General features: G+C 57.5%; 16 protein-coding genes. 12 read left to right on the top strand and 4 right to left on the bottom strand.

The features are described from left to right. Positions 1–10 precede the first annotated feature (10 nt). The 5 genes from gatB to GTO91_RS13890 all read left to right on the top strand — a co-directional run bounded on the left by gatB (position 11) and on the right by GTO91_RS13890 (position 9,082). On the top strand, positions 11–1,516 hold the full coding sequence (gatB, locus tag GTO91_RS13910) for an Asp-tRNA(Asn)/Glu-tRNA(Gln) amidotransferase subunit GatB (RefSeq protein ID WP_161259356.1): 1,506 nt from the start codon (positions 11–13) through the stop codon (positions 1,514–1,516). A gap of 267 nt (positions 1,517–1,783) precedes the next feature. Beyond that, positions 1,784–3,802, top strand: a complete 2,019-nt coding sequence (locus GTO91_RS13905) for a methyl-accepting chemotaxis protein (protein WP_161259336.1) — start codon at positions 1,784–1,786, stop codon at positions 3,800–3,802. Positions 3,803–4,038: 236 nt separating this feature from the next. Continuing rightward, positions 4,039–6,987: a PAS domain S-box protein gene (locus GTO91_RS13900; RefSeq protein ID WP_161259335.1), complete on the top strand. Its 2,949-nt coding sequence runs from the start codon at positions 4,039–4,041 to the stop codon at positions 6,985–6,987. An 83-nt stretch (positions 6,988–7,070) separates the two neighbouring features. Next, positions 7,071–8,063, top strand: a complete 993-nt coding sequence (locus tag GTO91_RS13895; protein WP_161259334.1) for an alpha/beta fold hydrolase — start codon at positions 7,071–7,073, stop codon at positions 8,061–8,063. 83 nt (positions 8,064–8,146) lie between these two features. Next, the gene (locus GTO91_RS13890) at positions 8,147–9,082 is read left to right on the top strand and encodes a ketopantoate reductase family protein (protein ID WP_161259333.1); all 936 of its coding nucleotides are present in this window, start codon (positions 8,147–8,149) and stop codon (positions 9,080–9,082) included. Between the two features lie 96 nt (positions 9,083–9,178). Here the strand turns inward: GTO91_RS13890 and GTO91_RS13885 are convergent, their stop codons facing one another. After that, positions 9,179–9,538, bottom strand: a complete 360-nt coding sequence (locus GTO91_RS13885; RefSeq protein ID WP_235919607.1) for a PilZ domain-containing protein — start codon at positions 9,536–9,538, stop codon at positions 9,179–9,181. 237 nt (positions 9,539–9,775) lie between these two features. Between GTO91_RS13885 and GTO91_RS18705 the strand changes: the two genes are divergently transcribed. Then, a complete protein-coding gene (locus tag GTO91_RS18705; protein ID WP_161259331.1) occupies positions 9,776–10,615 on the top strand; it encodes a methyl-accepting chemotaxis protein in 840 nt (279 codons plus the stop codon). A 77-nt stretch (positions 10,616–10,692) separates the two neighbouring features. Here GTO91_RS18705 and sfsA read toward each other — a convergent pair whose 3' ends face one another. Then, entirely contained in the window at positions 10,693–11,853 is a 1,161-nt protein-coding gene (gene sfsA, locus GTO91_RS13875) for a DNA/RNA nuclease SfsA (RefSeq protein ID WP_161259330.1), read from the bottom strand. Between the two features lie 179 nt (positions 11,854–12,032). Here sfsA and GTO91_RS13870 point away from each other — a divergent pair, with 179 nt between their 5' ends. Next, positions 12,033–12,602 carry a nitroreductase family protein gene (locus GTO91_RS13870; protein WP_161259329.1) on the top strand — a complete coding sequence of 190 codons (570 nt, stop codon included), beginning with the start codon at positions 12,033–12,035 and terminating at the stop codon, positions 12,600–12,602. An 80-nt stretch (positions 12,603–12,682) separates the two neighbouring features. Here the strand turns inward: GTO91_RS13870 and GTO91_RS13865 are convergent, their stop codons facing one another. After that, positions 12,683–13,255, bottom strand: a complete 573-nt coding sequence (locus tag GTO91_RS13865) for a hypothetical protein (RefSeq protein ID WP_161259328.1) — start codon at positions 13,253–13,255, stop codon at positions 12,683–12,685. Positions 13,256–14,036: 781 nt separating this feature from the next. Between GTO91_RS13865 and GTO91_RS13860 the strand changes: the two genes are divergently transcribed. Continuing rightward, on the top strand, positions 14,037–16,067 hold the full coding sequence (locus GTO91_RS13860; RefSeq protein ID WP_161259327.1) for an endonuclease MutS2: 2,031 nt from the start codon (positions 14,037–14,039) through the stop codon (positions 16,065–16,067). Between the two features lie 63 nt (positions 16,068–16,130). On the opposite strand, the gene GTO91_RS13855 is transcribed toward GTO91_RS13860, so the two are convergent. Then, complete coding sequence (locus GTO91_RS13855) at positions 16,131–17,726, bottom strand: L-lactate permease (protein WP_407929533.1); 1,596 nt, start codon at positions 17,724–17,726, stop codon at positions 16,131–16,133. Positions 17,727–17,950: 224 nt separating this feature from the next. On the opposite strand from GTO91_RS13855, the gene GTO91_RS13850 reads away from it, so the two are divergent. From GTO91_RS13850 to GTO91_RS13835, 4 genes are all read left to right on the top strand, one after another. Continuing rightward, a complete protein-coding gene (locus tag GTO91_RS13850) occupies positions 17,951–19,579 on the top strand; it encodes a thiamine pyrophosphate-binding protein (protein ID WP_161259325.1) in 1,629 nt (542 codons plus the stop codon). 113 nt (positions 19,580–19,692) lie between these two features. Further along, the gene (locus GTO91_RS13845) at positions 19,693–19,968 is read left to right on the top strand and encodes an autorepressor SdpR family transcription factor (RefSeq protein WP_161259324.1); all 276 of its coding nucleotides are present in this window, start codon (positions 19,693–19,695) and stop codon (positions 19,966–19,968) included. Between the two features lie 41 nt (positions 19,969–20,009). Further along, positions 20,010–20,678, top strand: coding sequence for an SdpI family protein (locus GTO91_RS13840; protein WP_161259323.1), 669 nt, complete (start codon positions 20,010–20,012; stop codon positions 20,676–20,678). 327 nt (positions 20,679–21,005) lie between these two features. Continuing rightward, positions 21,006–21,449 (top strand): copper amine oxidase N-terminal domain-containing protein, encoded by a 444-nt coding sequence (locus GTO91_RS13835; RefSeq protein WP_161259322.1) that lies wholly within the window; start codon positions 21,006–21,008, stop codon positions 21,447–21,449. Positions 21,450–21,490 lie beyond the last annotated feature (41 nt).

Raw genomic sequence — 21,490 nt, 5'->3', positions numbered from 1 at the left:
GAACGAAACGATGGAAAGAGATTTTGATTTTGAAATCGTCATGGGCCTCGAGGTCCATGCCGAACTGCACACGAAGAGCAAAATCTTCTGCGGTTGCACGACCGAGTTCGGCGGCGAACAGAACACCCACGTCTGTCCCGTCTGCCTCGGACTGCCCGGCGTGTTGCCGGTCCTCAACCGCCAGGTGGTCGACTACGCCATGAAGGCCGGCCTCGCCCTCAACTGCGAGATCGCCGAGTTCTCCAAGTTCGACCGTAAAAACTACTTCTACCCCGACCTGCCGAAGGCGTACCAGATCTCCCAGTACGACCTGCCCATCGCCAAGGACGGTTATATCGAGATCGAAGCGGGCGGCAAGAAAAAGCGCATCGGCATCACCCGCGTCCACATGGAAGAGGACGCCGGCAAGCTCGTTCACGCCGGCGCGGCCAACCTGGCCGGCGCTGACTACTCCCTCGCCGATTACAACCGCACCGGCGTGCCCCTGATCGAGATCGTCTCCGAGCCGGACATCCGCTCCATCGAGGAGGCCATCGCCTACCTGGAGCAAATGAAGGCGATCCTCGAGTACACGGAGGTCTCCGATTGCAAGATGGAGCAGGGCAGCCTGCGCTGTGACGCCAACGTGTCCTTGCGCCCCTGGGGGCAAAAGGAATTTGGCACCAAGGCCGAACTGAAAAACATGAACTCCTTCAAGGCCCTCCAGCGCGCCCTCGAATACGAGATCGAGCGCCAGGCCGAGATCCTGCGCGAAGGCGGCAAGATCGTCCAGGAGACGCGCATGTGGGATGAGGCAAAGGGCATGACCATCTCCCTGCGCAGCAAGGAAGAGGCCCATGACTACCGTTATTTCCCCGATCCCGACCTGGTTCCCATCGTCATCTCCCGCGAGTGGGTGGACAAGGTCCGCCAGACCCTGCCCGAGCTTCCCCAGGCGCGCCGCCTGCGCCTCGTCCAGTCTTACGGCCTGCCCCAGTATGACGCTGACATCATCGTCGGATCGAAGGCCATGGCCGACTACTTCGACGCCGCTTGCAGCGCCTATGGCATCGCCGTTGCCGCCGGGACCGAAGCCGACAGCAAAGGCAAGGAACGGGCGAAGCAAATCTCCAACTACATGATGGGCGAATTGACGCGTTTCTTGAACGCCACGGAAAAAGGCTTCCAGGACAGCCCGATCAGCCTCGACAACCTGGTCGGTCTCCTGCGCCTGCTGGAAGAGGGCACCATCTCGACGAAGATCGCCAAGACCGTCTTCGAGGAGATGTTCGCCACCGGCAAGGCGGCCAAGACGGTCGTCGAGGAAAAGGGACTTGTCCAGATCTCTGACGAGGGCGCCATCGCGGCAGTCATCCGTGAGATCCTCGCCGCCAACCCTTCTGTCGTCGCCGACTATAAGGCCGGCAAGGAGAAGGCCATGGGCTTCCTCGTCGGCCAAGCCATGAAGGCGACGAAAGGCAAGGCGAATCCTGGCCTGGTGAACAAGCTCCTGAAAGAAGAACTGGCGAAGATGTAACGAACCCGAGAGAGCCGATCAAGCGAAAAAAACCTCCGGTGAGACGACAGAGCGTCCCGCCGGAGGTTTTTTTAATTTTTTATTATTCTCGCAAAAGAATTGTTTTTCACTATTGTCATCTGGAAGTGGATATCATATAATTTCCAGGAAAGGGAGCCCATCTTTGTATTTTTCATCTTAGCGTCGCATAGCGTTTGATCGAAGCAGAGCATCATCCGTTCAATGCAGACGCTCGATAGGGACGGGACAAATCAAGAATCCAAGGTGATGGGGGGTATCCGTATTCGCATCCATTCCGTAAGACATAAGATCGTCTGGCCCATCCTGGTCGTATTCGGTTTCGTCATCCTGGCGATGGCCGCCTTCATCTACAACTATACAGCAGAAACATTGAAAACTCAGGGGATGGTGCTCACAGAGACGATTCGCATGGGAACGGAAAACGCCCTTGCGGCCCGCAAACGGGTGGAAAAGGTGCTCGAGAGGGAGATGCTCGCGCAGGCCACCATGCTGTCCCTGGTTGTTAAAAAAGGCGCAACATATGAAGAATTGGCCGAGTTGGCCCGTAGGGGCGACCTGGATGAATTTTGGGTGACCGATGGCACAGGCCAGGTGCAAATGACCAATACCGCTCCAAAAGCAGACTTCAACTTCAGCAAAGATCCGAAGGGCCAGGCCTACGAGTTTATGGATTTGATCTCCGGCAAACGACAGATCGTCGTCCAACCAGCGCAACCGCGCTCCCTAGACGCACAGGTTTTTAAATACGCAGGTGTAACCGGGTGGGCGGAGGACCGCATCGTCCAGATAGGGCGGAACGGAAAGATGCTGACCGATCAGGAAAGACAGATCGGCGCCCGGGCATACATCGAACATTTAAGCGGCGAAGTAGGCGGAGAGGTGCTCTTTGCGGCCATTGTATCGGCGGAAGGCAAGGTGCTCCTGGGCACTGATGACACGATCAAAGAGATCACCCCCGAGATGCGCGCCCGTCTTGACGAGGCGTTGCTCACTGGAAAGACGGCTTATCTGGTAGGCGATTACCAGACGAATCGCGTAGGTTATTACGTTGCGCCGCTCTCGAACGGTCAGGGACTGGTGCTGGCTCATTCCAATCGCCTCCTCTCCTTTATTCGCAATGTTACTATCGTCTCAGCGATGGCGGGACTTGTGATCATCGCCTTCGTGCTGCCGATCGTGGTCAGTCGCCAGATGCGGCGTCTCGATGAACTGGCGGGCGCCTTGGAGGGCATCAGCCGCGGCGAAGGCGATCTGACCCAGCGACTCCCTGTCACGTCGGAAGATGAGATCGGGGTGCTGGCAAAGGCGGCTAACGGGATGATGGAGACACTGCAGCGGACGATCAGCCATGTCAGTGGATCGGTGGAAAAGTTCCGGGAAGCCTCGGATAACCTGAAAACGACGACAGGCCAGATCCGTCTTATCAACCACCAGGCGGCCGAAGAGACGCAGAAGGTGTCCCAGGAGGCCTACGATGCTGACGAAAAACTATCCGGAATGGGCGCTCGCATGGAGGAGATGGCCGAAACGGTGGATCGCATGACGGCGGCCACAGAAGAGACATTCCTGGCCACAGAACAGGCGGGGCGGAGCGTCGACCGGGGACAGGAGGTCGTCGCAGCAGCCCGAGAAAAGATGCGCCTCATCCGTCTTTCGACGGACGACACGAACCGGGTCATCGATCAGTTGTCCTTAAAATCGGGACAGATCGCGCAAATCCTGGAGATCATCGACCAGATCGCCAACCAGACGAACCTGTTGGCGCTCAACGCGGCCATCGAAGCGGCCCGCGCCGGCGAGGCCGGACGGGGGTTTTCCGTTGTGGCCGGCGAGGTCCGGAAATTGGCCGAGGAATCGCAACGGGCAGCTGGGCAAATCGCCGCCATCGTCGGCGATATCCGTGATGAGATCGAGAACATCATTGTGAACCGGGAAAAGCAAAACCAAGGGCTGGCCGCCGGAATTGAGTCCTTCGGCGAAGTCGACAAGACCTTCCGGGATATCGCGGATGCCAGCCGGCAGGTTGTGGAGCGTACGGAAATGGTCTCCGGCCAGATCGAGACGCTCGCCAAGGAGTGGCAATCCATCCTGGGGGGACTGCAGCAGGTGCAGGAGAGTTCGCAGCGGATGGCGGGAAACACACAGACCATCGCCGCTACTGTCGAGGAACAGGCCGCTTCGATGGAGGAGATTGCCGCATCGGCGGTGGTGCTGGCTTCTACAGCCGACGGGTTGCGGGAAACCCTGTCCGGGTACCGGTACTAATGAACGAATTCTGTTTTCTCCGATGAGAGATTCTTCTTTCCGATGCGTTCCTGATCCCGATAAATCGCTGATTGTCGTAGGGTGATTATGTTCCAATACAGTAGCTGCATAAGAAGCGGCCGGCGCGTCCGGTCGTTATTTTTTTCTTCGTAAACGTCTTACGGTCATTGTATAATATAAATGAATATGCGCGAACAATCACAATTCTGTCCCCGGAAGAAAGAGGCGTTCGCATCATGTGGCAACAGGAGAACATCGCATCGGCCGTACTGGATGCGCTTACGGCTCATATCGCTGTTATCGATAACAAGGGAACAATCATCGCTGTTAACCGGGCCTGGAGCGAATTCGCTCACGCCAACGGCGCCGACGAGGCGCAAACCGGCGTGGGCGCCAATTACCTGACTGCCTGTGACACGGCTCATGGTGATGACGCCGACCTGGCCGCCCGGTTCGCCGGCGGCATTCGCGCTGTCATCGCCGGTGAACGGGATATGTTTGCTTTAGAGTACCCCTGCCATTCCCCGCAGGAACAGCGCTGGTTTATCGGAAAAGTCACGCCCCTTCAGGCCCTTCCGGGGGCGGAAAGGGGCCTCTATATCATTGCCCATGAAACGATCACTGAACGGAGACTGGCCGAAGAGTCGATCCGGCGCAGGGAAGCCTGGATCGACGATGTGTTGCACATGGCTGGTACGCTGATCGTCGTTTTAGACCGGCGGGGCCGTATCATCCGTTTCAATCGGGCCTGTGAGGATACGACGGGCTACCGGTTTGATGAGGTGAAGGGGAAACTCTGCTGGCAGCTTTTTTTGTTGCCCGAGGAACGCCGGCAGGTCCGCATGACCGTCCAGGAAGTCGTCCGCCGGGGGATCCCGAAGCGCCATGAGAACTACTGGCTGACCCGAAAAGGGGAGCGGCGGCTGATCGCCTGGTGGAACAATGTGCTGCTCGGTGATACGGGTCACGTCCAGTACGTGATCGCTGCCGGCGTCGACATCACTGAACTGAAGGAAACGGAAGGACAACTTCGGCAGGCGCGTATGGCGCTGCAGCGCAAGACGGAAGAGCAGACGATGCTGCTCAACGATATCGACACCCATATCTGGTATCTGAAGGATCCAGAGACCTTCGGCGCCGTCAATCGCGCCCACGCTGAGTTTTACGGCATGAACCCCGCCGATATGGATGGCCGAAAGGTCTATGAGATGTGCGGGAACCGCGCCGAAGCGGCCAACTGCATCGCCGGCAACCGGAAGGCCTTTACAGAAAAAGTCCCTATCCGCACCCTGGAATGGGTCACAGACGGTCAGGGGCGCAAGCGCCTGCTCGCCGTTAACAAGCGCCCGCGGTTGGACGAAAAAGGCAATGTGGTATATGTTGTCTGTTCTGCCGACGACACGACGGAAAAATGGCAGGCTGAGGAAAACCTGCGGCTGAGCGAGGAGCGCTATGCCCTGGCGGTGAAAGGATCCAACGACGCGATATGGGACCACGACCTCGTCAACAGGCAAATTTTTTACTCACCCCGGATCTATGAAATCCTCGGTTACGAACAATTGAGCATCCCTACAGACCGGGAAAAACGGAAAGCCCTGATCCATCCCGACGACCTGCCGTTGATGCAGCAGGCCATCGATGCTCACCTGAGCGGCCGGACGCCTCACTACCAGTTGGAGTACAGGGTGAAGGCGAAAAATGGTGATTACAAATGGATCCTGGCGCGCGGACAGGCGAACTGGGACGAATCAGGCAAGCCGGTTCGTGTTGCCGGTTCCTATACGGACATCACCGAGCGCAAACAAGTGGAAGCGGAACTGCAGCAGGCCAAAGAGGTTGCGGAAGCGGCCAACCAGGCCAAAAGCGCCTTTTTGGCGATCATGAGCCACGAGATCCGGACGCCCATGAGCGGCGTCATCGGGATGACGGAATTGTTGCTCGACACGGAACTGACGGGGGAACAAAAGAAGCTTGCCGAGACGATCCGGGAATCAGCGAACCTGCTGCTGGCCATCATCAACGACATCCTCGATTTCTCACGGATCGAAGCGGACAGGCTAACCCTCGAATCGGAGATCTTCAACCTTTCTTCCGTTATCTCGTCGACGACGGAACTGTTGGAGATCAGGGCGAGAAAGAAGGGACTGCTGCTCCACTGTTTCGTCGATCCAGCCTTACCCCAGTATCTTTTAGGTGATGCTGTCCGCCTGCGCCAGGTGCTGTTCAACCTGCTTGGGAATGCCATCAAGTTTACCGAAGCCGGATCGATCGACCTCCGTGTCACTGGAGAGATGGAGTCGACTGACTTTGTCCACCTCCGCTTCGAGGTGCGCGATACCGGCTATGGCATCGAACCGGAAGAACAAAAAAAGCTGTTCCAACCCTTCGTCCGTATCGAAAACCATCTGACGCGCCGTCTCGAAGGAACCGGTCTGGGACTCGCTATCGCCGACCGGCTTGTCACCATGATGGGGGGCAGGCTGTCTATGGAAAGCGAGCGGGGAAAAGGCTCTACCTTCTGGTTCACCATCCCCTTGCCGGTCTTTCAAACGGCGCCCTTTGCCCATGAGCGTCAGCCAACGCTTACAGCGCCATCGCCCACAGCATCATCGCCTACAGCGCCGTCAACGCAGCCAACATCTTTGTCGCTGCCGACAACATCGGTCCTCCCATCCCGAACAAACGAGGCAACGTTGCAGTCGTGCGCATCGAAGCCGCCGGCGGCGTCAAATCTCCTGGCGACAGGGCCTTCGGCGCTGGAAAAGCAGGTGGCGCGAACGGAGCGACCGAAAGCCAACCTGCGGTGCGCGCCCATCCTGCTCGTCGAAGACAACCCTGTCAACCAAAAGTTGATCTCTCTGCAGTTGAAGTCCCTTGGTTATACCAATGTGGATCTGGCTATTTCAGGGTATGAGGCCGTCGACCAAACGAGAAAACGGGAATATGCGCTCATTCTCATGGACTGCCAGATGCCTGGCATGGATGGACTGGAAGCGACCCGGCGGATCCGCCAGCGTGAACGGATGAAGGGGCGCCATACCCCCATTATCGCCGTGACGGCCAACGCCATGCTTGGTGACCGGGAGGTGTGCATCCAAGCGGGGATGGACGATTACCTCAGCAAACCCTTTCGGCTCGATGCGCTGCGCCACGCCATCTTGCAATACCTCGAAGCCGGCGGATAGCTCGTTGTTTGTCGAGGAAGAGGAAAAAATGGGATTGAAGCAGAATCTGTTTTCCATTGGAATATCGGATGGAGGGAAACAGGTTGCTTCAGGCGAACGGCCGATCATATCAACACAGGATTCTCAGAACGGTCGGATGGGCTTTTATCATCCTTCTGCTGCTGGCCGGAACCGGGTTTGCCTCTCATGAGACAGCGGAAAGCGTGACCACCAGCCGGCTGGCGCTTGGAGAGCATACGGCAGTGATCAATGGGGTGGAACTGCGCTACCATGTGTCCGGCGACGGTCCCCTCTGCATCGTTCATCCCGGTGGGCCGGGCTTTGACTGGACCTACGCCAAAATGCCGGAAGTAGAAAAGCACTACCGCCTGGTCTATCTGGAACCGGTCGGCACAGGCGCTTCAGGCCGGCTGGAGAAACCGGAAGACTACACCTTTGAGCGCTATGTGGAAGACCTGGAAGGGTTGCGGCGTCATCTCGGCCTGGAAAAGATGTTCCTGTTGGGCCATTCCCACGGCGGCATGGTGGCCCAGCGATACGCCCTTCGCCACGGCGATCGGCTGCAAGGGCTGATTCTTTATGGAACCACCCCTGTCACTGACGATGCCTTTCGGAAAGCGGTCACCCTCAACACCCTCTGGTTTTTCGATCGCCCCTGGTATTGGGAGGCCTTGGCCGGGTTGCGCGACGCCGCTTCCGTACGCACCGACGAGGAGGCGACGCGGAACTTTCGGCGCTACGTGGGACTCTACTTCGCCGACTATGACGCCCATAGAGAAGAAATCGACCGGTTCGCTGAAGGGATCCTCTGTTCTCTCGCCCCAAACCAGGGTTTCTACCGGCAGATGCCCCTGTTCGACACACGGGAGCGCCTTAGGGAGATTCAAGCGCCTGTACTGATTTTAGCAGGACGGAAAGACTTCGTCTGTCCCGTCCAGTACGCCGAAGAGATGGCGAGCCGCATCCATGGTTCCCGGTTGGTCCTTTTTGAACAAAGCGGTCATCTGGCCCATCTGGAAGAGCCGGCGGCCTTCGCCCATGCGATGGCGAGCTTCAAAGCGGTCGCGGGGAAGTAACATTTCCGCTTCGATATACGGAAGCACCGCTTCCGCGCACGAACAAACACCTCTATTACAATGAACAAGGAAGGCGAAGAGACATGCGCATTGCAATCGTCGGGTTGGGCGGTGTCGGCGGGTACTTTGGCGGAAAAATCGCCGCTACCGCTGCAGCGTCACCGGAAGATGAAGTGTTTTTCATGGTTCGCGGCCGGCATCGGGAAGCCATCGCAGCGCGCGGATTGACCGTCAAAAGCCGGGAGGGCGAGGTTACGGCCAGACCGGCTCTAGCGACAGAGGACGCCGCTGAGATCGGCCCAGTCGATTTTGTGCTCTTCTGTGTGAAGACCTACGATCTCGAATCGGCAGCGGCCAAAATGACACCACTCATCGGGGATCAGACGATCATCCTGCCCCTGTTAAACGGCGTCGACCATGCTGAGCGTTTGCGGGCCGCCCTGCCCCGCGGCCGGGTGCTCAACGGGTGTTGCTACATCTTCTCGATGATCGAATCGCCTGGCGTCATCTCCGGTGGCGCCGGACGCATTGTCTACGGCGTCGACGGCCAGCCGGGCTTACCGGAAATCCTTCCTGAGGAACTCGAAGCGATCGCGGGCATGTTCCGCCGGTCCGGCATTGCGGCCAAGCATGCCGGCAATGCCGACGTGGCCGTTTGGAGCAAGTATCTGCTCATCTGTTCCCTCGGCGGCATCACATCCTACTACCAGGCACCTGTCGGCGCCATCACCGGCGACCCCCAGCGACTGGCCCAGTTGCGCGCCATGATGGAAGAGGTCGAGGCCGTGGCGCGCGCCCAAGGCGTTCCGTTGCCGGAAGCAATCGTCGAGGAGACCATGAAGTCGGTCTTTTCCTTTGGCCCTGACAGCACCACGTCGATGCAACGGGATTTTGAGAACGGAAACCGAACGGAACTGGAGTCCTTTTCGGGGTATATCGTCCGGACAGGCGCGAGACTTGGCGTTCCGACGCCGGCCCACGGCGAGGTATACGCTAAGCTTATCGGACAAAGCGGCTGAACGGTGTCGATCAATCCATTCATGTCGATCAATCCATTCATAAAGAAAGAGGCTGCACGCACCGATGAACGGTGGCGCAGCCTCTTTTTCTTCACCTTAGAAAAAACCACCGCTGGGGAAATCGAAGGAGCCCGATAGGGCCGACTCGACGAGGAGTTCATTGACCTTGGTCAGAATCGCCTCTTCGGTTTCCGGCGTCAGTTCGACAAACATGGCGCCGTAGCGGTTCTTGTGCTTCCAGGCGATCTCAATCGTGGCCTTGGCGACGGGGAGTTGAACCATGTAGCGGCCGTGGACAGATAACTCAAGGTCGCAGAGGAGGAGGATCCCCCCTTTGCTGATGTTGTGAATCTCCACTGGAGCGAGGAAACTGGAGCCATCGGGTTCAAACAGTTCTCCTTTCCAATTCACGTCTACCCGAGGGTGGGCTCGTTTTTCTGAAGCGACCACAGGCATCACCCCTATGTTTCCTGTCATGGAAATAATATTAGACTTACTATTTCTACGTATTGGATGGGTTTTCCATTACCGCTTTGTAGAAAGCAAAAAACCTATTTTGAATAAATTGGTTTTCTCCATGGAAAGAACAGGAGAACGATTTTTTCCGTCGAACAAATAACAAGAAAATTCGTTATACCAGTTGCCTGTATTGTGGAAAGAATCGTGTTGAACAGTGGAAAGGAGCGTCGAACCATGGATTACCGGGAAACGACCGGCGCCGCGATCCTCAATCAATTGATTCACAGCGCCCCCTTCTTTAAAACAATCATTCCCTTTGACTGCATGATGGGGATAGCAGACACAGAGCAGTTTATCTATTACTCGCCTGGCAAGAGCATCGATATCCGGATCCGCGCCGGCGAGGCCGTAAAACCGGGAGACGGCATGTACGAGGTGTTGCGCTCAGGGACGCCTCAAACGACGCTCATCCCTAAGGAAGCCTTTGGCACGCCCTTTAAAGCAGTGACAGCCCCCATCCGGAACGAACAGGGGCAAATCATCGGGGCGCTGGGGCTGGGGCTGAATATGTCGGCTCAAATGGAACTCCAGGACATCGCCCAGTCTTTGGCCGCATCCTCGGAAGAGATGACGGCCACCAGTCAGGAGGTGGCCGCCACCGCCGGCAACTTGGCTTCGCACCTTTCTGAATTGAAAACCTCCAGCGAAGCGGTTCTGCAACGCCTGAAAAAGACGGACGATATCCTCAAGTTCATTACCGGCATCGCCAACAAGACAAACCTGCTCGGGTTAAACGCCTCCATCGAGTCGGCCCGGGCGGGGGAACATGGCCGCGGCTTTTCCGTCGTAGCCGGAGAGATCCGCAAGATGTCCATGGACAGCGAACAATCGGTGAAGGAGATCAAAAACATTCTCACCAACATCGCTGAAGAGATCCAGAAGATGGGCCAGAAAATCTCCCGGTCGGACGAACTCAGTTCTGTCCAGGCCCAGGCCACCCACCAGATCTCCGAAGCGATGGAACAATTGGCCCTGACGGCGGAAAAAATCCAGGGTCTCGCGAAAGACATGTAGGAGCGCCCCGGAAGGCTTCCCTCGGTGTGTCTACAAGCCGCCATCGGCATCGGCCTTCTGCGGGTGGCTGCCCTCGATCACGCCTCGGCGGGGGAGAGCAGCCGCTCTTCGACGCGTCCCATCCGGAAACGCTGCAGCATGTCGATGAAGGGCCGGTGACGCAGCGGGTTTTCAGCAAAATAAAACAGGTGGCTGGAACAGGCGCAATCAGAGCAGCCGAAATGGGGCGTCTCCCCCTGGGCGATGGGATGGAGCGCCTGGGCCAGTTCATGTTCCAGGTCTTCCGTCGTCCGCACGGCCAGGGCGGTGCAACTTGCCGCCGCATGGCGCAGGTAGTCGATGTGCCAGTGGAAGTTCTTGCGCTTGCGGCAGTGGCGATCGATGCGCTGGGTCAGGTTTTTCCGGGCGCTGCCCGTATATACATAATAGCCGGGACGGAACAACCGCTCTCCCAGGCTGCCTACGGTCAGCCGCGTCTCTGCGGTCACTGCCAGGACGAGGAGGTAACAGCCCCCGTCCTGGAGTTCTTTTTCGAGAAAACCCCAGGGGATGGCCACCGGGGCGACGGCATGGCCCAGGCTCAGGTCATCGCGCCAGGACAGGGAAAGGGCCTGGAGCCACAAAGCATTTCGGACTGCCAGGAAGGTTTGGGCGAAGGCATAGTCGGTGTGATAATCGGGCAGAAACCAGCGCGCCCGGGGCCATTGCACGGCGATAAGCACGCCGCAGGCCACGCCCTCCTGGCGCGAGAGGGCGGCCAGTTCTTCCAGGTGCCGCCGCCCCCGGTCGGTGACGGCGTCCGGGAACATGGCCATGGCGCCCTCAAAGAGGGTGCACGATTTCACCTCCAGATAGAAGGGCTTGCCCTGGCGTTCCAGGAGAAAATCGAAGCGGTGACGGCCGACCTTCACCTCCGGCCGGATGACAGCGGCATCCTCCAGGCCCGGTATGCGCCCTTCGGTAAGCAGCTGGTGAATCACCTCGTTCGTCTTGTGGGTGTGTAGCATCACCGGCAGTCCATCGCGCTCGACAGCGACGACGGTATAGGCGGTTCGCCGGCCTTCGGCGGCGGCGGACAGGTAGAGGTTCACACCGGGAAAAAACAATTCCCAGAGTCGCCCCGGGTTGGGCAGGTAGGCCCGGACGGTTTCTCCATCCAGATTGCATTCTACGATAAAACGGTTGGGCCGGCGGAGAAAGGCGGCTGTTTTCACTTCACCGAAAAAAAGGCCGGACAATGTGCATTTCCTCCAATCCCGCCGCAGCGGCGGCGACGCTACTATTCTATCCTTTTCGACACATGGGAGGAAAGCCTTTTCTCGAACAACGCCCCTTTGTTGGCGTGAAAAAAGGGCATGCGCAATCGTCCGCTTCATGGTATGCTTTATTGTGATGACAGCAACAAGGGGGTTGTTCCATGCTCTACGGACTCGTCGCACGCAACCGCAGCTTCCGACGCTTTCATGAGAGCCATGCCGTCAGCCGGGATACGCTGACGGAACTGATCGAATTGGCCCGTTTATCCGCTTCCGGGGCAAACCGGCAACCGCTCAAGTACATCCTCTCCTGTGACCGGGAGAAGAACGAACGGATCTTTCCGACCCTGGCTTGGGCAGGCTACCTGAAGGAGTGGCCGGGACCTATCGCCGGCGAAAGACCCTCCGCCTATATCATCATCCTTGGCGATCGGGAGATCAGCCAAAACTACTTTGTAGATCACGGCATCGCCAGCCAGAGCATCCTGCTCGGCGCTGTGGAAAAAGGCCTGGGCGGATGCATCATCGCCTCTATCAAGCGCCAGGAACTTGCAGAGGCCTTGCAGATTCCCGAACGTTACGAGATCCTTCTCGTCATCGCCCTCGGCAAGCCGAAGGAGACGGTGGTCATCGAGCAGATCGGGGCGGACGGCGATGTGAAATACTGGCGTGATGAGGACGGCACCCACCATGTGCCGAAGCGTCCGCTGAGAGAACTCATCTTGGAATAAAAGAAACACCGATATAAAAAGGCCGGCGCCCGATTATTTTTACGGGGCCGGCCTTTCGGCGTTTACGGTTTTTTTTTGGATCACCGTCCGAAGAAGGGGAATGTGGGATAGACATAGCACTGGACGCCTTCGAAGATATAGCCGCCTCTGCCTTGGCCCAATTCGTTGAAATTGGTCGTATAGAAATGATCGCCGGCGGTGGGGTTCCAGTAGCGGTACAGGGGAACGGTTCTGGGACGCTGGGTCGGGAAGACGTAACAGGCGATTCCTTCGAATTGGTACCCCTGGGCGCCGGAGCCCAGTTCGTTGAAGTTGGTGGTGTAGAAGTGGTCCCCGATGGTGGGGTTCCAGTACCGGTAAAGGGGCGTTGTGCCGGGACGCTGTCTCGCAAAGACGAGGCAGGCGATCCCTTCGAAGCGGTAGCCGCTGCGGCCGAAGCCGAGTTCGTTAAAGTTGGTCGTGTAGAAATGGTCGGTGATGGTGGGGTTGTAATAGCGGTAGAAGGGGACGAGGTTGCGCTGGCGAAACTCGCCGAACTCCTCCGGCTCCCCCGGCGTTGGTCTCGGTCCGGGTCCGGGGAAAGGTCCGGGACCAGGGAGGGGTCCAGGTCCGGGGAAAGGCCCTGGTCCGGGGAAAGGCCCTGGTCCGGGCAATGGCCCGGGTCCAGGGAATGGCCCAGGTCCAGGGAATGGCCCGGGGCCGGGCTGGGGTCTGCGGGGCTGCCGCCCCGGCGGCAGGCCGGGTTGCTGTGAGGCCCCAAAGTGTTCGTCATCGTCATAATACATCGAGGCAACACCTTCCTTACCGAACAATCGCGAAGGTCTTTCCGTCGAGTTGTCTTTTACGGGAAAGACTCCGGTCTGCCATAACATATGAATGCAGGCAAGAAACGGTGAAATTTTCCTACGTCCGAATCGGCGATGAGCGGAATCAAGCAGCAGACTTGACGAATCTTGATTTTCCTGGTATTGTAAAAGAGTAACAATACGATTGGGAGTATGGTGTATGTCCGAGGTTGTTCTGAACTAATAATTCCATAGGGTCTGAAGGGGTCCCCCCGGAGCGCGCAAATGGCGCCACGCCCTGTAATACTGTAATCACCTCGTGTGTTACGGTGGGCGCGTGTGGCAATGTTGTGTGTTCCCGGTTCGGGGTTGGTTTCATGTACCCTTTCAGGTCTGGATAGTTCAGAACAGCGGAAGATGACCAGCCAATCGAAATGCGATTGCCAAGTCATGCCGTGCTGTAGCACGGCATTTTTATATCCTTTTTGAAGAGCGCGCTGGCTTAATCGGGTTTTTATCCGCCGGACCGGTTGCGCTTCCATCAAGGATGTATCGGCAATGCCAGGAGAAGGTTGCCGGTGAACGCCTGTTCATCGACGGCCTTTTTTTATTTTTAAACTTCGCCCTGATAAAGAAGGAGGAACCTGCGATGAAATCCCTGCAGATGCTCGAATTTGACAAGATCAAAGAACGAATCAAAGAATTCGCCTTGTCCGACCTGGCCAAAGGGATGATCGACGAACTGACCCCGGCAGGGGAGCGCAAGACGGTGGAGCGGTGGCTTCAGGAGACGACTGAGGCGCGGGAAATCCTGCATCGCCTTTCCGGCGTGCCGCTCCATGCGCTGACGGATATGCACAAAATCCTCGACAAACCGGAAAAAGGCTATGTGCTCACCCCGCAGGAACTGGCGGCGTTGCACGGGTTCTTGCGCGACGGGAACAAGTTGAAAAAGGTCATGCAGGAGTTGCGCCATACGGCGCCGATGGTCAGCGCCTACGCCCTATCCATCCACGAACTGACCGATGTGATGGAACGGATCGAACAGTGCATCGTCCACGAACAGGTGGACGACCAGGCCAGCGCCGAACTGGCGAAAGTCCGGCGGCGGATCACCGCGGCGGAAGGGCGATTGAAGGCGCGCCTGGAGAGCATCCTCAAGTCGTCAGAGACGCGCAAGTACCTGCAGGAGGCGCTTGTGACGGTGCGCAACGGCCGCCACGTCATCCCCGTGCGCAGCGAGTACCGAAACTGTGTCCGCGGGATGGTCCTTGACAGTTCCGCCAGCGGATCGACCGTCTTTATCGAGCCCGAGGGCATCCGGCCCATCCAAGAGGAGATCGCATTGTTGCGGGCGCAGGAGGAGCAGGAGGTCTTCCGGATCCTGGCGGAACTGACCGCCCTCGTCGCCGCCTGCCGGCAAGAGTTGTCCGTCAACGTAGAGGTAATGGCCCAGTACGACTTCGCCTTCGCCAAGGCCCGCTACAGCCGGTCTATCGACGGCGCCCCGGTCGAGTTGAATACAGAGGGGGTCATCCGGATCACCGGCGCCCGGCACCCCCTGATCGGGCGCGCCGCCGTCCCCCTCGATTTTTCCATCGGCGAGGACTACCGGGCGCTCGTTATCACCGGACCGAACACAGGCGGCAAGACGGTAGCCTTGAAGACGGTGGGCCTGATGACGGCGATGGTCCAGTCGGGCCTGCATGTGCCGGTCGATCGGGGCAGCGTCTTTTCTCTCTTTCGCAACATCCTCGTCGATATCGGCGACGGCCAGAGCATCGAACAGTCGCTGAGCACCTTTTCCTCTCACATCTGCAACATCATCGACATCGTGGCCGAGACTGGCCCGGAGAGCCTGGTCATTCTTGACGAACTGGGCGCAGGGACCGATCCTTCCGAGGGGATGGGCCTGGCCATCGCCCTCTTGGAGGAGATCTACCGCAAGGGGGCGACCATCGTCGCCACGACCCATTACAGCGAGATCAAGGAATTCGCCGCCACGCAACCTGGGTTCAAAAACGGCTGCATGGCCTTCGACATCAACACCCTGCGACCGCTCTACCGGCTGACCATCGGACGCCCCGGTGAGAGCAACGCCCTGCGGATCGCCTTGCGCTTGGGCCTGGACCGGCGGATCGTCGAGCGCGCCCATGAGGTGACCTACAAGGAGAAGCAGGCCTATCCGGAGAGGTGGGAGATGAGCGAGCGAGAGAGCAGTAGGGAGATGAAACCTTTCGGGAGCCGCGAAAAAGTTATTGGTGAGATGAATGACGCTTTGCATAAGGAAAGTGTCACAACAGAAAAACCGGCGAGATCGGCATCCGTGACAGCGGGTAGGCAAGAGCCGAATGAGGACGCGAAACAGGCCCCCGGAAAAGCCAAGCCGTCCTTCCAAGTTGGCGATGCGGTCACCATTTCCACCTTGGACGGCGTCGGCATCGTCTGCGAACCGGCCAACCACCGGGGCGAGGTGTGCGTCATGTACAAGAAGAAAAAGATCATGATCAATCACAAGCGGCTCACCCTCCGCATCGAGGCGGCCCAACTCTATCCGGAGAACTACGACATGGACATCGTCTTCGAGAGCAAGGAGGACCGGAAAAAACGGCACCTGATGAGCCGCAAGTATGTGGAAGGCGTGGTCATTGTCAAACCGGGCGATAACAGTAAGAGATGAAAAGAAGCCCGCTGTGCATTGTACAGCGGGCTTCTTTGGTTATTCCTTTTTCATGCGCTAACCTCAAGCAAAAGCCAGTACCTGCGCCATAATCGCCGTGACGAACGTCAGCAGCGCCGAGAGCACGAAGGCCGTCTTGATCACTTCGCTCTCGATGCCGAGGGCGTCGATGGTGGCGGCGGCATTTTGCAGTTTCGCCGGTGAGATGACGCTGGCCAGACCGCCACCGATGGCCGTCCCGGCGATGACGATCAGGGGATCCACATTGAGCAGTTTGGACGTGAGCAGGTGGTACTTGGTGAACATGGCGATGGTGGAGGCCTCGCTGCCGCTGACAAAGCCGCCAAAGAGTCCCAGGTAGCCGCTGATGAAGGGATATAGGCCGCCAAAGGATGACGCTGAGGCTTTCGCGAGGATGGAGATCATGTTGGTGGCCGGGTCGGCGATCTTCCAGGCGCCCGCTACATTCTGCATGCCCGAATTGTTCATCACAAAGGCGATGGCGAAGAAGACGGCGGCGGCCAGGGTGGGCCGCGGAGCCCGTTGGAGCCACTTGGACACCGTCTCCGACACGGTCTCCCGAGCCGGTTTGAGCCAGATCATGGACAAGACCGTGCTGACAAGCACCCAGGTGTAGGCGTTCCAGAGCATGCGCGTCTTGATCACCTGTCCGGGGATAATCGAGACCGGCATGGCCCAGTCGGCGAAGAGCAGTTTAAACAGGGGCGGGAAGAAGTTGGTCAGCATCAAAATGGCGCAGAGGATCAACCAGGGCGAGAGCGCCACAGGCAATGACATCTGCCCTTCCACGGCCCGGTCCGCCTCGGTCAGGCTGGAACGGTCGATGATCGGCCGCCCCGTCACTTTGAGGTAGAGGAGCATGGACAAGATGGTGCAGAAGCCGGCGATCACGCCGGTCAGCACGACGCCGGAAGCAAAAAAAGGTATGTAGCTGATGGCGACAGCTGTTCCGCCGTTGGTGAACCCGGCGATCAGGCAGGGGAGGAAGCCCTTTCGCACCAGTTCCCAGCGCCCCACGATCCAGAGCATGCCGAAGCCGATCAGTGTAGAAATGACGGGCAGAAACTTGGAAAAGACCTGGGCCGACTGGACGAGGGACGTGCCGGTCAGGTCAGCGAAGACGACGAGGGGCGCGCCGAGCAGCGCATAGGTGCAGAGGGCGTCAAAGCCAATGGCCGGCAGGGCCACGGCGACAAAGGTCGAATAGCCGAGAGCCACCAAGATCGGCGGCAGGATCGACACGGGTGTGGCGCCGATGGAGACAAGGAGTGTGCCGGCGCCCACGTTGAGGAGCATGATCTGCACGGCCTTGTCCTGCGGGGCCAGGGTCTTGACGAAGACGACGATGCGCTTTAAAGCGCCCGTCCGTTCCATAAAGGTGATCTGGAGGATCGAGGTGAGCACCATCAGCGAAACGGGAAACGAGGAGACGACGCCGGCGAGACTGGCGCGCAATCCCGCCTCCCAACTGGTGGAGAAGAAGAGGCAGGCAATCAACAGGGTGAGCAACCATCCTACCATGCCACTGAGATCGGCCGCCATTCGCCGCCAGGTCATCAACAGGACGATGACCGCGATCGGAAGCAGGATCAAAGAAAGAGAAAGAGCCAAAACTACCGTCCTCCCATACTTCGACATATTTTTTGAGTCCGATTATACCACAATGAGGGAAGGGGTTTAGAAAAAATGATCAACGGAGGATCATTTTTTTCTCAATGGAGGATTATTTTTTCCGCGCATACTAAAAGGCAGCGTCCAAAGGGCGCCATCCATAAGGACGGTGTCCAAAAGAGCGCCGTCGGTGGCATGCAGGATTGCTTGCAGAGACAAAACATGCGAAGTCCGCATCGGAGGAATGACGTTTGACTACAACTGTGGTCGAAGTGCTGTGGAAGGCGCTGGCCAAGTGGGATGTTCAACGGGCCTTCGGGGTTTCCGGCGACGCCATTTTCCCCTTGCTCGACGCCCTGGGGAAGGAACCTTCCATTCAATATATCGGCGCCGTGAGCGAAGCGGGCGCGGCCTTCATGGCCGGCGGCGAAGCGCGGGTGACCGGACGTCTGGGGCTCTGCGTCGCCACGTCGGGCCCCGGCGCTGTCAACCTGGCGAACGGCGTGGCTGACGCCTACCGGGACGGCATCCCCCTGCTGGTTATCACCGGGCAGGTCGAGACGGCAAAAATGGCGACGGCGGCAAAGCAGTACATCGATCAGCAGCAACTGTTTGCGCCCATCACCGGCATGACCGTCATGCTCACCCGGCCGGAGTCGACAGTGGATGTGCTGAAGGCGGCCATGGAAAAAGCGATCGGCGACAGCGTCCCCTGCCAGATCAGCATCCCGCAAGACATCCAATCGAGCCCGGTTCCATTGAGCCCGGTCCAATCGAGCCCCACCGCGAAGATGATTGATATACCTCTCCTGACAGCACCCTCTCCGCCGGGGATAACGGGAGATCTGGAACAGGCAGCCCGTTTGATCGATGGCGCCAGAAGACCGGTCTTAATCGCCGGACGGGCCGCCCTTCCTTTTCGAGACAGGGTCCTGGCATTGGCGGAAAAGGTCAACGCCGCCATCATCCCCGCCCAGGGCGCTCGCGGCATCTTTCCGGCGATGGAAAGACGGTTTATCGGCGGATTGGGGGAAGCCCATATCCCGGGGCCACTCCAGCAAGCCGACATGGTCCTGCTCATCGGGGCATCCCCCTTTGAACACAAATATATTCCCGCCAGCATTCCGGTGGTGCAGATCGAGATGTCACCGCATCGACTTGCTCACTCGTTGCGACCCTATCCCCTCACAGGCGATGTGGGGCGGATCCTTCGTCAATTGAGCGACGCCGTGCGACAAAGCGCTCCCGAATCGGGATGGATCCGGGAAATCGAGCAGGCTCATGAAGACTTTCTGACAATGATCCGAGATGAGGCAAGCGGGGAAAAAGGAACGGACATAAATCCCCCGCTGGTCGTATCCTTAATAAACGATCTGTTGCCTGACGACGCCATCATCGCCGTCGATACGGGTGAGTTTATGCACTGGTTTGATCGCGGTTTCCTTCCGAAAGCGCAACAGGTGCTTATCTCCGAATACTGGCGGCCCATGGGGGCGGGGCTGCCTTTTGGCATCGGCGCGCAAGCCGCCGCGCCGGGAAAAAAGGTCGTTGTCCTCACGGGCGACGGTGGCATGAACATCGCTCTTCCCGAAATGATCACGGCCGTGCGCCACCGTTTGCCGGTCGTCAGCATCGTTTTTCACGATAGCGAGTATGCGCTGGAAAAACACCGCATGCAGAAGCAGGGCATGCTCCCGGTCGGGGCGGATATCACGACGCCGGATTACGCCGCCGTCGCAGCAGCCTGTGGGGCGGAAGGGATCTTAGTGAAGGAAAAATCGCAACTGCCGGGTGCGCTGGCGAAGGCATTGGCAGCGTCAACCCATCAACCGGTCGTTGTCGATATCGTGATGAAATCCCTGCGACCAGCTTTTCTCTGAGATCTTCCACCTGCGCTTTCTCACTCTTTTGCAGTTGACAAACGATACATTAGGGCATAATATTTAGATAGTTAGACAATCGTCTAAATAAATCCTGGAGGGGGAAGCAGTCGATGAACCAAGTCTTTTCCGCCTTGGCCGACCCGACTCGGCGGGCGATTCTCCACCTGCTCCGGGAGGGGGAGAAAAACGCCGGAGAACTGGCGGCTCCGTTCAACATCTCGAAACCGAGCGTCTCCCATCACCTGCAGGTGCTCAAGAGCGCCGGACTCGTCCTTGACGAACGGCGAGGTCAGCAGATCTACTACAGCCTGAACACCACCGTTTTTCAGGATGTGATGGCATGGGTCATGACCATGACCGACCGGGGGGAGCCCCAGCAGCAGTAACACTCGTCATAGGCCGGACGCCTAAAAAAGGAGAGAGACCGATGAAAAAGGGTGTTTTTTTCTGGATCAATGTGACCCTGTGGATCGTCGCCGTGCTGGTTTCCCTGTGGGCCTACCCTCAACTGCCGGAACAAGCGCCGGTGCACTGGAACTATGCCGGCGAAGTGGACCGCTACGGCAGCAGGCTCGAACTTGTCGCCGTCGGCCCCGCCATCACCCTGCTGGTCCTTGTGCTGTCCCAGGTGACGCGCCGCCTCGACCCGCTGAAAGGGAATTACGAAAAGTTTTCGTCGACCCATGAAACAGTGATGACGAGCATAGTGGCCTTTATGTTCTTTCTCCAGATGACCGTCATCGCCAACGCCCTTGGCTGGACGGTCAAGGTGGGAAGAGTCCTTCCTGTCGCCATCGGCATTCTGTTCATAATCTTGGGCAATGTGATGCCACGGGTAAAACAGAACTACTTCATGGGCTTCCGGGTCCCCTGGACGCTGGCCGACCCGCAGATCTGGGACAAAACGCAGCGTGTCGGCGGTTACACCATGGTGTTGGGCGGCTTGGCGATGATGCTGCTCGGACTGTTCTCATCCCAGTTGCCGCAGGCCGCCGGAATCGCCCTGTTGCTGACGAGCATCCTCGCGATTGTCTTTGTTCCCACTGTCTATGCCTGGTGGCTCTACCAGAAGGGCGGGACGCGTCCGGTGGGGTAGACTTACTCATACCCCATACCAAACACAAGCGCTCCGGATAATATCCGGGGCATTTTTTTGACAAGAAAGCATCTTGTTCAAAACATTACCAGGGTTTGTTTTGAGACAAGGAGAAAATAATCCCTCTAGTAATATTCCATAAAATACCACCAGAGAGAACAAATTGACAAAAATACAGATTGCAGGTAAAATAAAATAGTAAAATATAATTTCAAAATGAAACGAAGGGTTGCCCAGCCATGGATTCGGATCCCCTTCCGAATTCATTAAAAAAATATGATTAAGTGACTGCAGACAATTAAATTCTGGAAAAGGATTGAGCTACTGTTGAAACGTATTGTGTCGTTAACATTATTCTTCATCCTGTTATTCGCTCCAAACGTTTATGCTAGAGCGCAATCAGCCGTTTTTTTGATCGGCAAACTAAATTATATAAAAGATGATAAAACAATAACCATGGATGTAGCACCCTACATCAGTCAAGAGCGTGCTTACGTATCGCTTAGATACTTTGCCGATGCATTGGATATCGCTAAACAGGATTTACTTTGGGATGAAACCAGCAAAAAAGTGACATTTCGTATTTCAAAAAAACAAATTGAACTATTCGTTGGAAGCAATAAAATGATGATAGACGGAAAAGAAGAAGCGATAGAAGCGGCGCCAGAAATTTTGAATGATCGTGTCATGATTCCCCTATTAATCCTTAAAAAAATGGGGTACTTCGTAGCATGGGATCAGGCCACCCAGACGATAGCCCTTTATTTTTGATGGGCACCGAACTGTCATCGGGATCGGGCACATGCACTTCT

It is taken from the genome of Heliomicrobium undosum, from assembly GCF_009877425.1.
Lineage (GTDB): Bacteria > Bacillota > Desulfitobacteriia > Heliobacteriales > Heliobacteriaceae > Heliomicrobium > Heliomicrobium undosum.
This window is presented reverse-complemented; position numbering and strand designations above follow the sequence as displayed.

Excerpts from the sequence above, each read along its gene's own strand:
- GTO91_RS13885 (WP_235919607.1), bottom strand. The coding sequence starts at position 9,538 with ATGCCTGTGGTCGCTTCAGAAAAACGAGCCCACCCTCGGGTAGACGTG.
- GTO91_RS13890 (WP_161259333.1), top strand. The coding sequence starts at position 8,147 with ATGCGCATTGCAATCGTCGGGTTGGGCGGTGTCGGCGGGTACTTTGGC.
- GTO91_RS13905 (WP_161259336.1), top strand. The coding sequence starts at position 1,784 with ATGGGGGGTATCCGTATTCGCATCCATTCCGTAAGACATAAGATCGTC.
- gatB (WP_161259356.1), top strand. The coding sequence starts at position 11 with ATGGAAAGAGATTTTGATTTTGAAATCGTCATGGGCCTCGAGGTCCAT.
- GTO91_RS13860 (WP_161259327.1), top strand. The coding sequence starts at position 14,037 with ATGAAATCCCTGCAGATGCTCGAATTTGACAAGATCAAAGAACGAATC.
- GTO91_RS13840 (WP_161259323.1), top strand. The coding sequence starts at position 20,010 with ATGAAAAAGGGTGTTTTTTTCTGGATCAATGTGACCCTGTGGATCGTC.
- GTO91_RS13900 (WP_161259335.1), top strand. The coding sequence starts at position 4,039 with ATGTGGCAACAGGAGAACATCGCATCGGCCGTACTGGATGCGCTTACG.
- GTO91_RS13845 (WP_161259324.1), top strand. The coding sequence starts at position 19,693 with ATGAACCAAGTCTTTTCCGCCTTGGCCGACCCGACTCGGCGGGCGATT.
- GTO91_RS18705 (WP_161259331.1), top strand. The coding sequence starts at position 9,776 with ATGGATTACCGGGAAACGACCGGCGCCGCGATCCTCAATCAATTGATT.
- GTO91_RS13855 (WP_407929533.1), bottom strand. The coding sequence starts at position 17,726 with ATGTCGAAGTATGGGAGGACGGTAGTTTTGGCTCTTTCTCTTTCTTTG.
- GTO91_RS13870 (WP_161259329.1), top strand. The coding sequence starts at position 12,033 with ATGCTCTACGGACTCGTCGCACGCAACCGCAGCTTCCGACGCTTTCAT.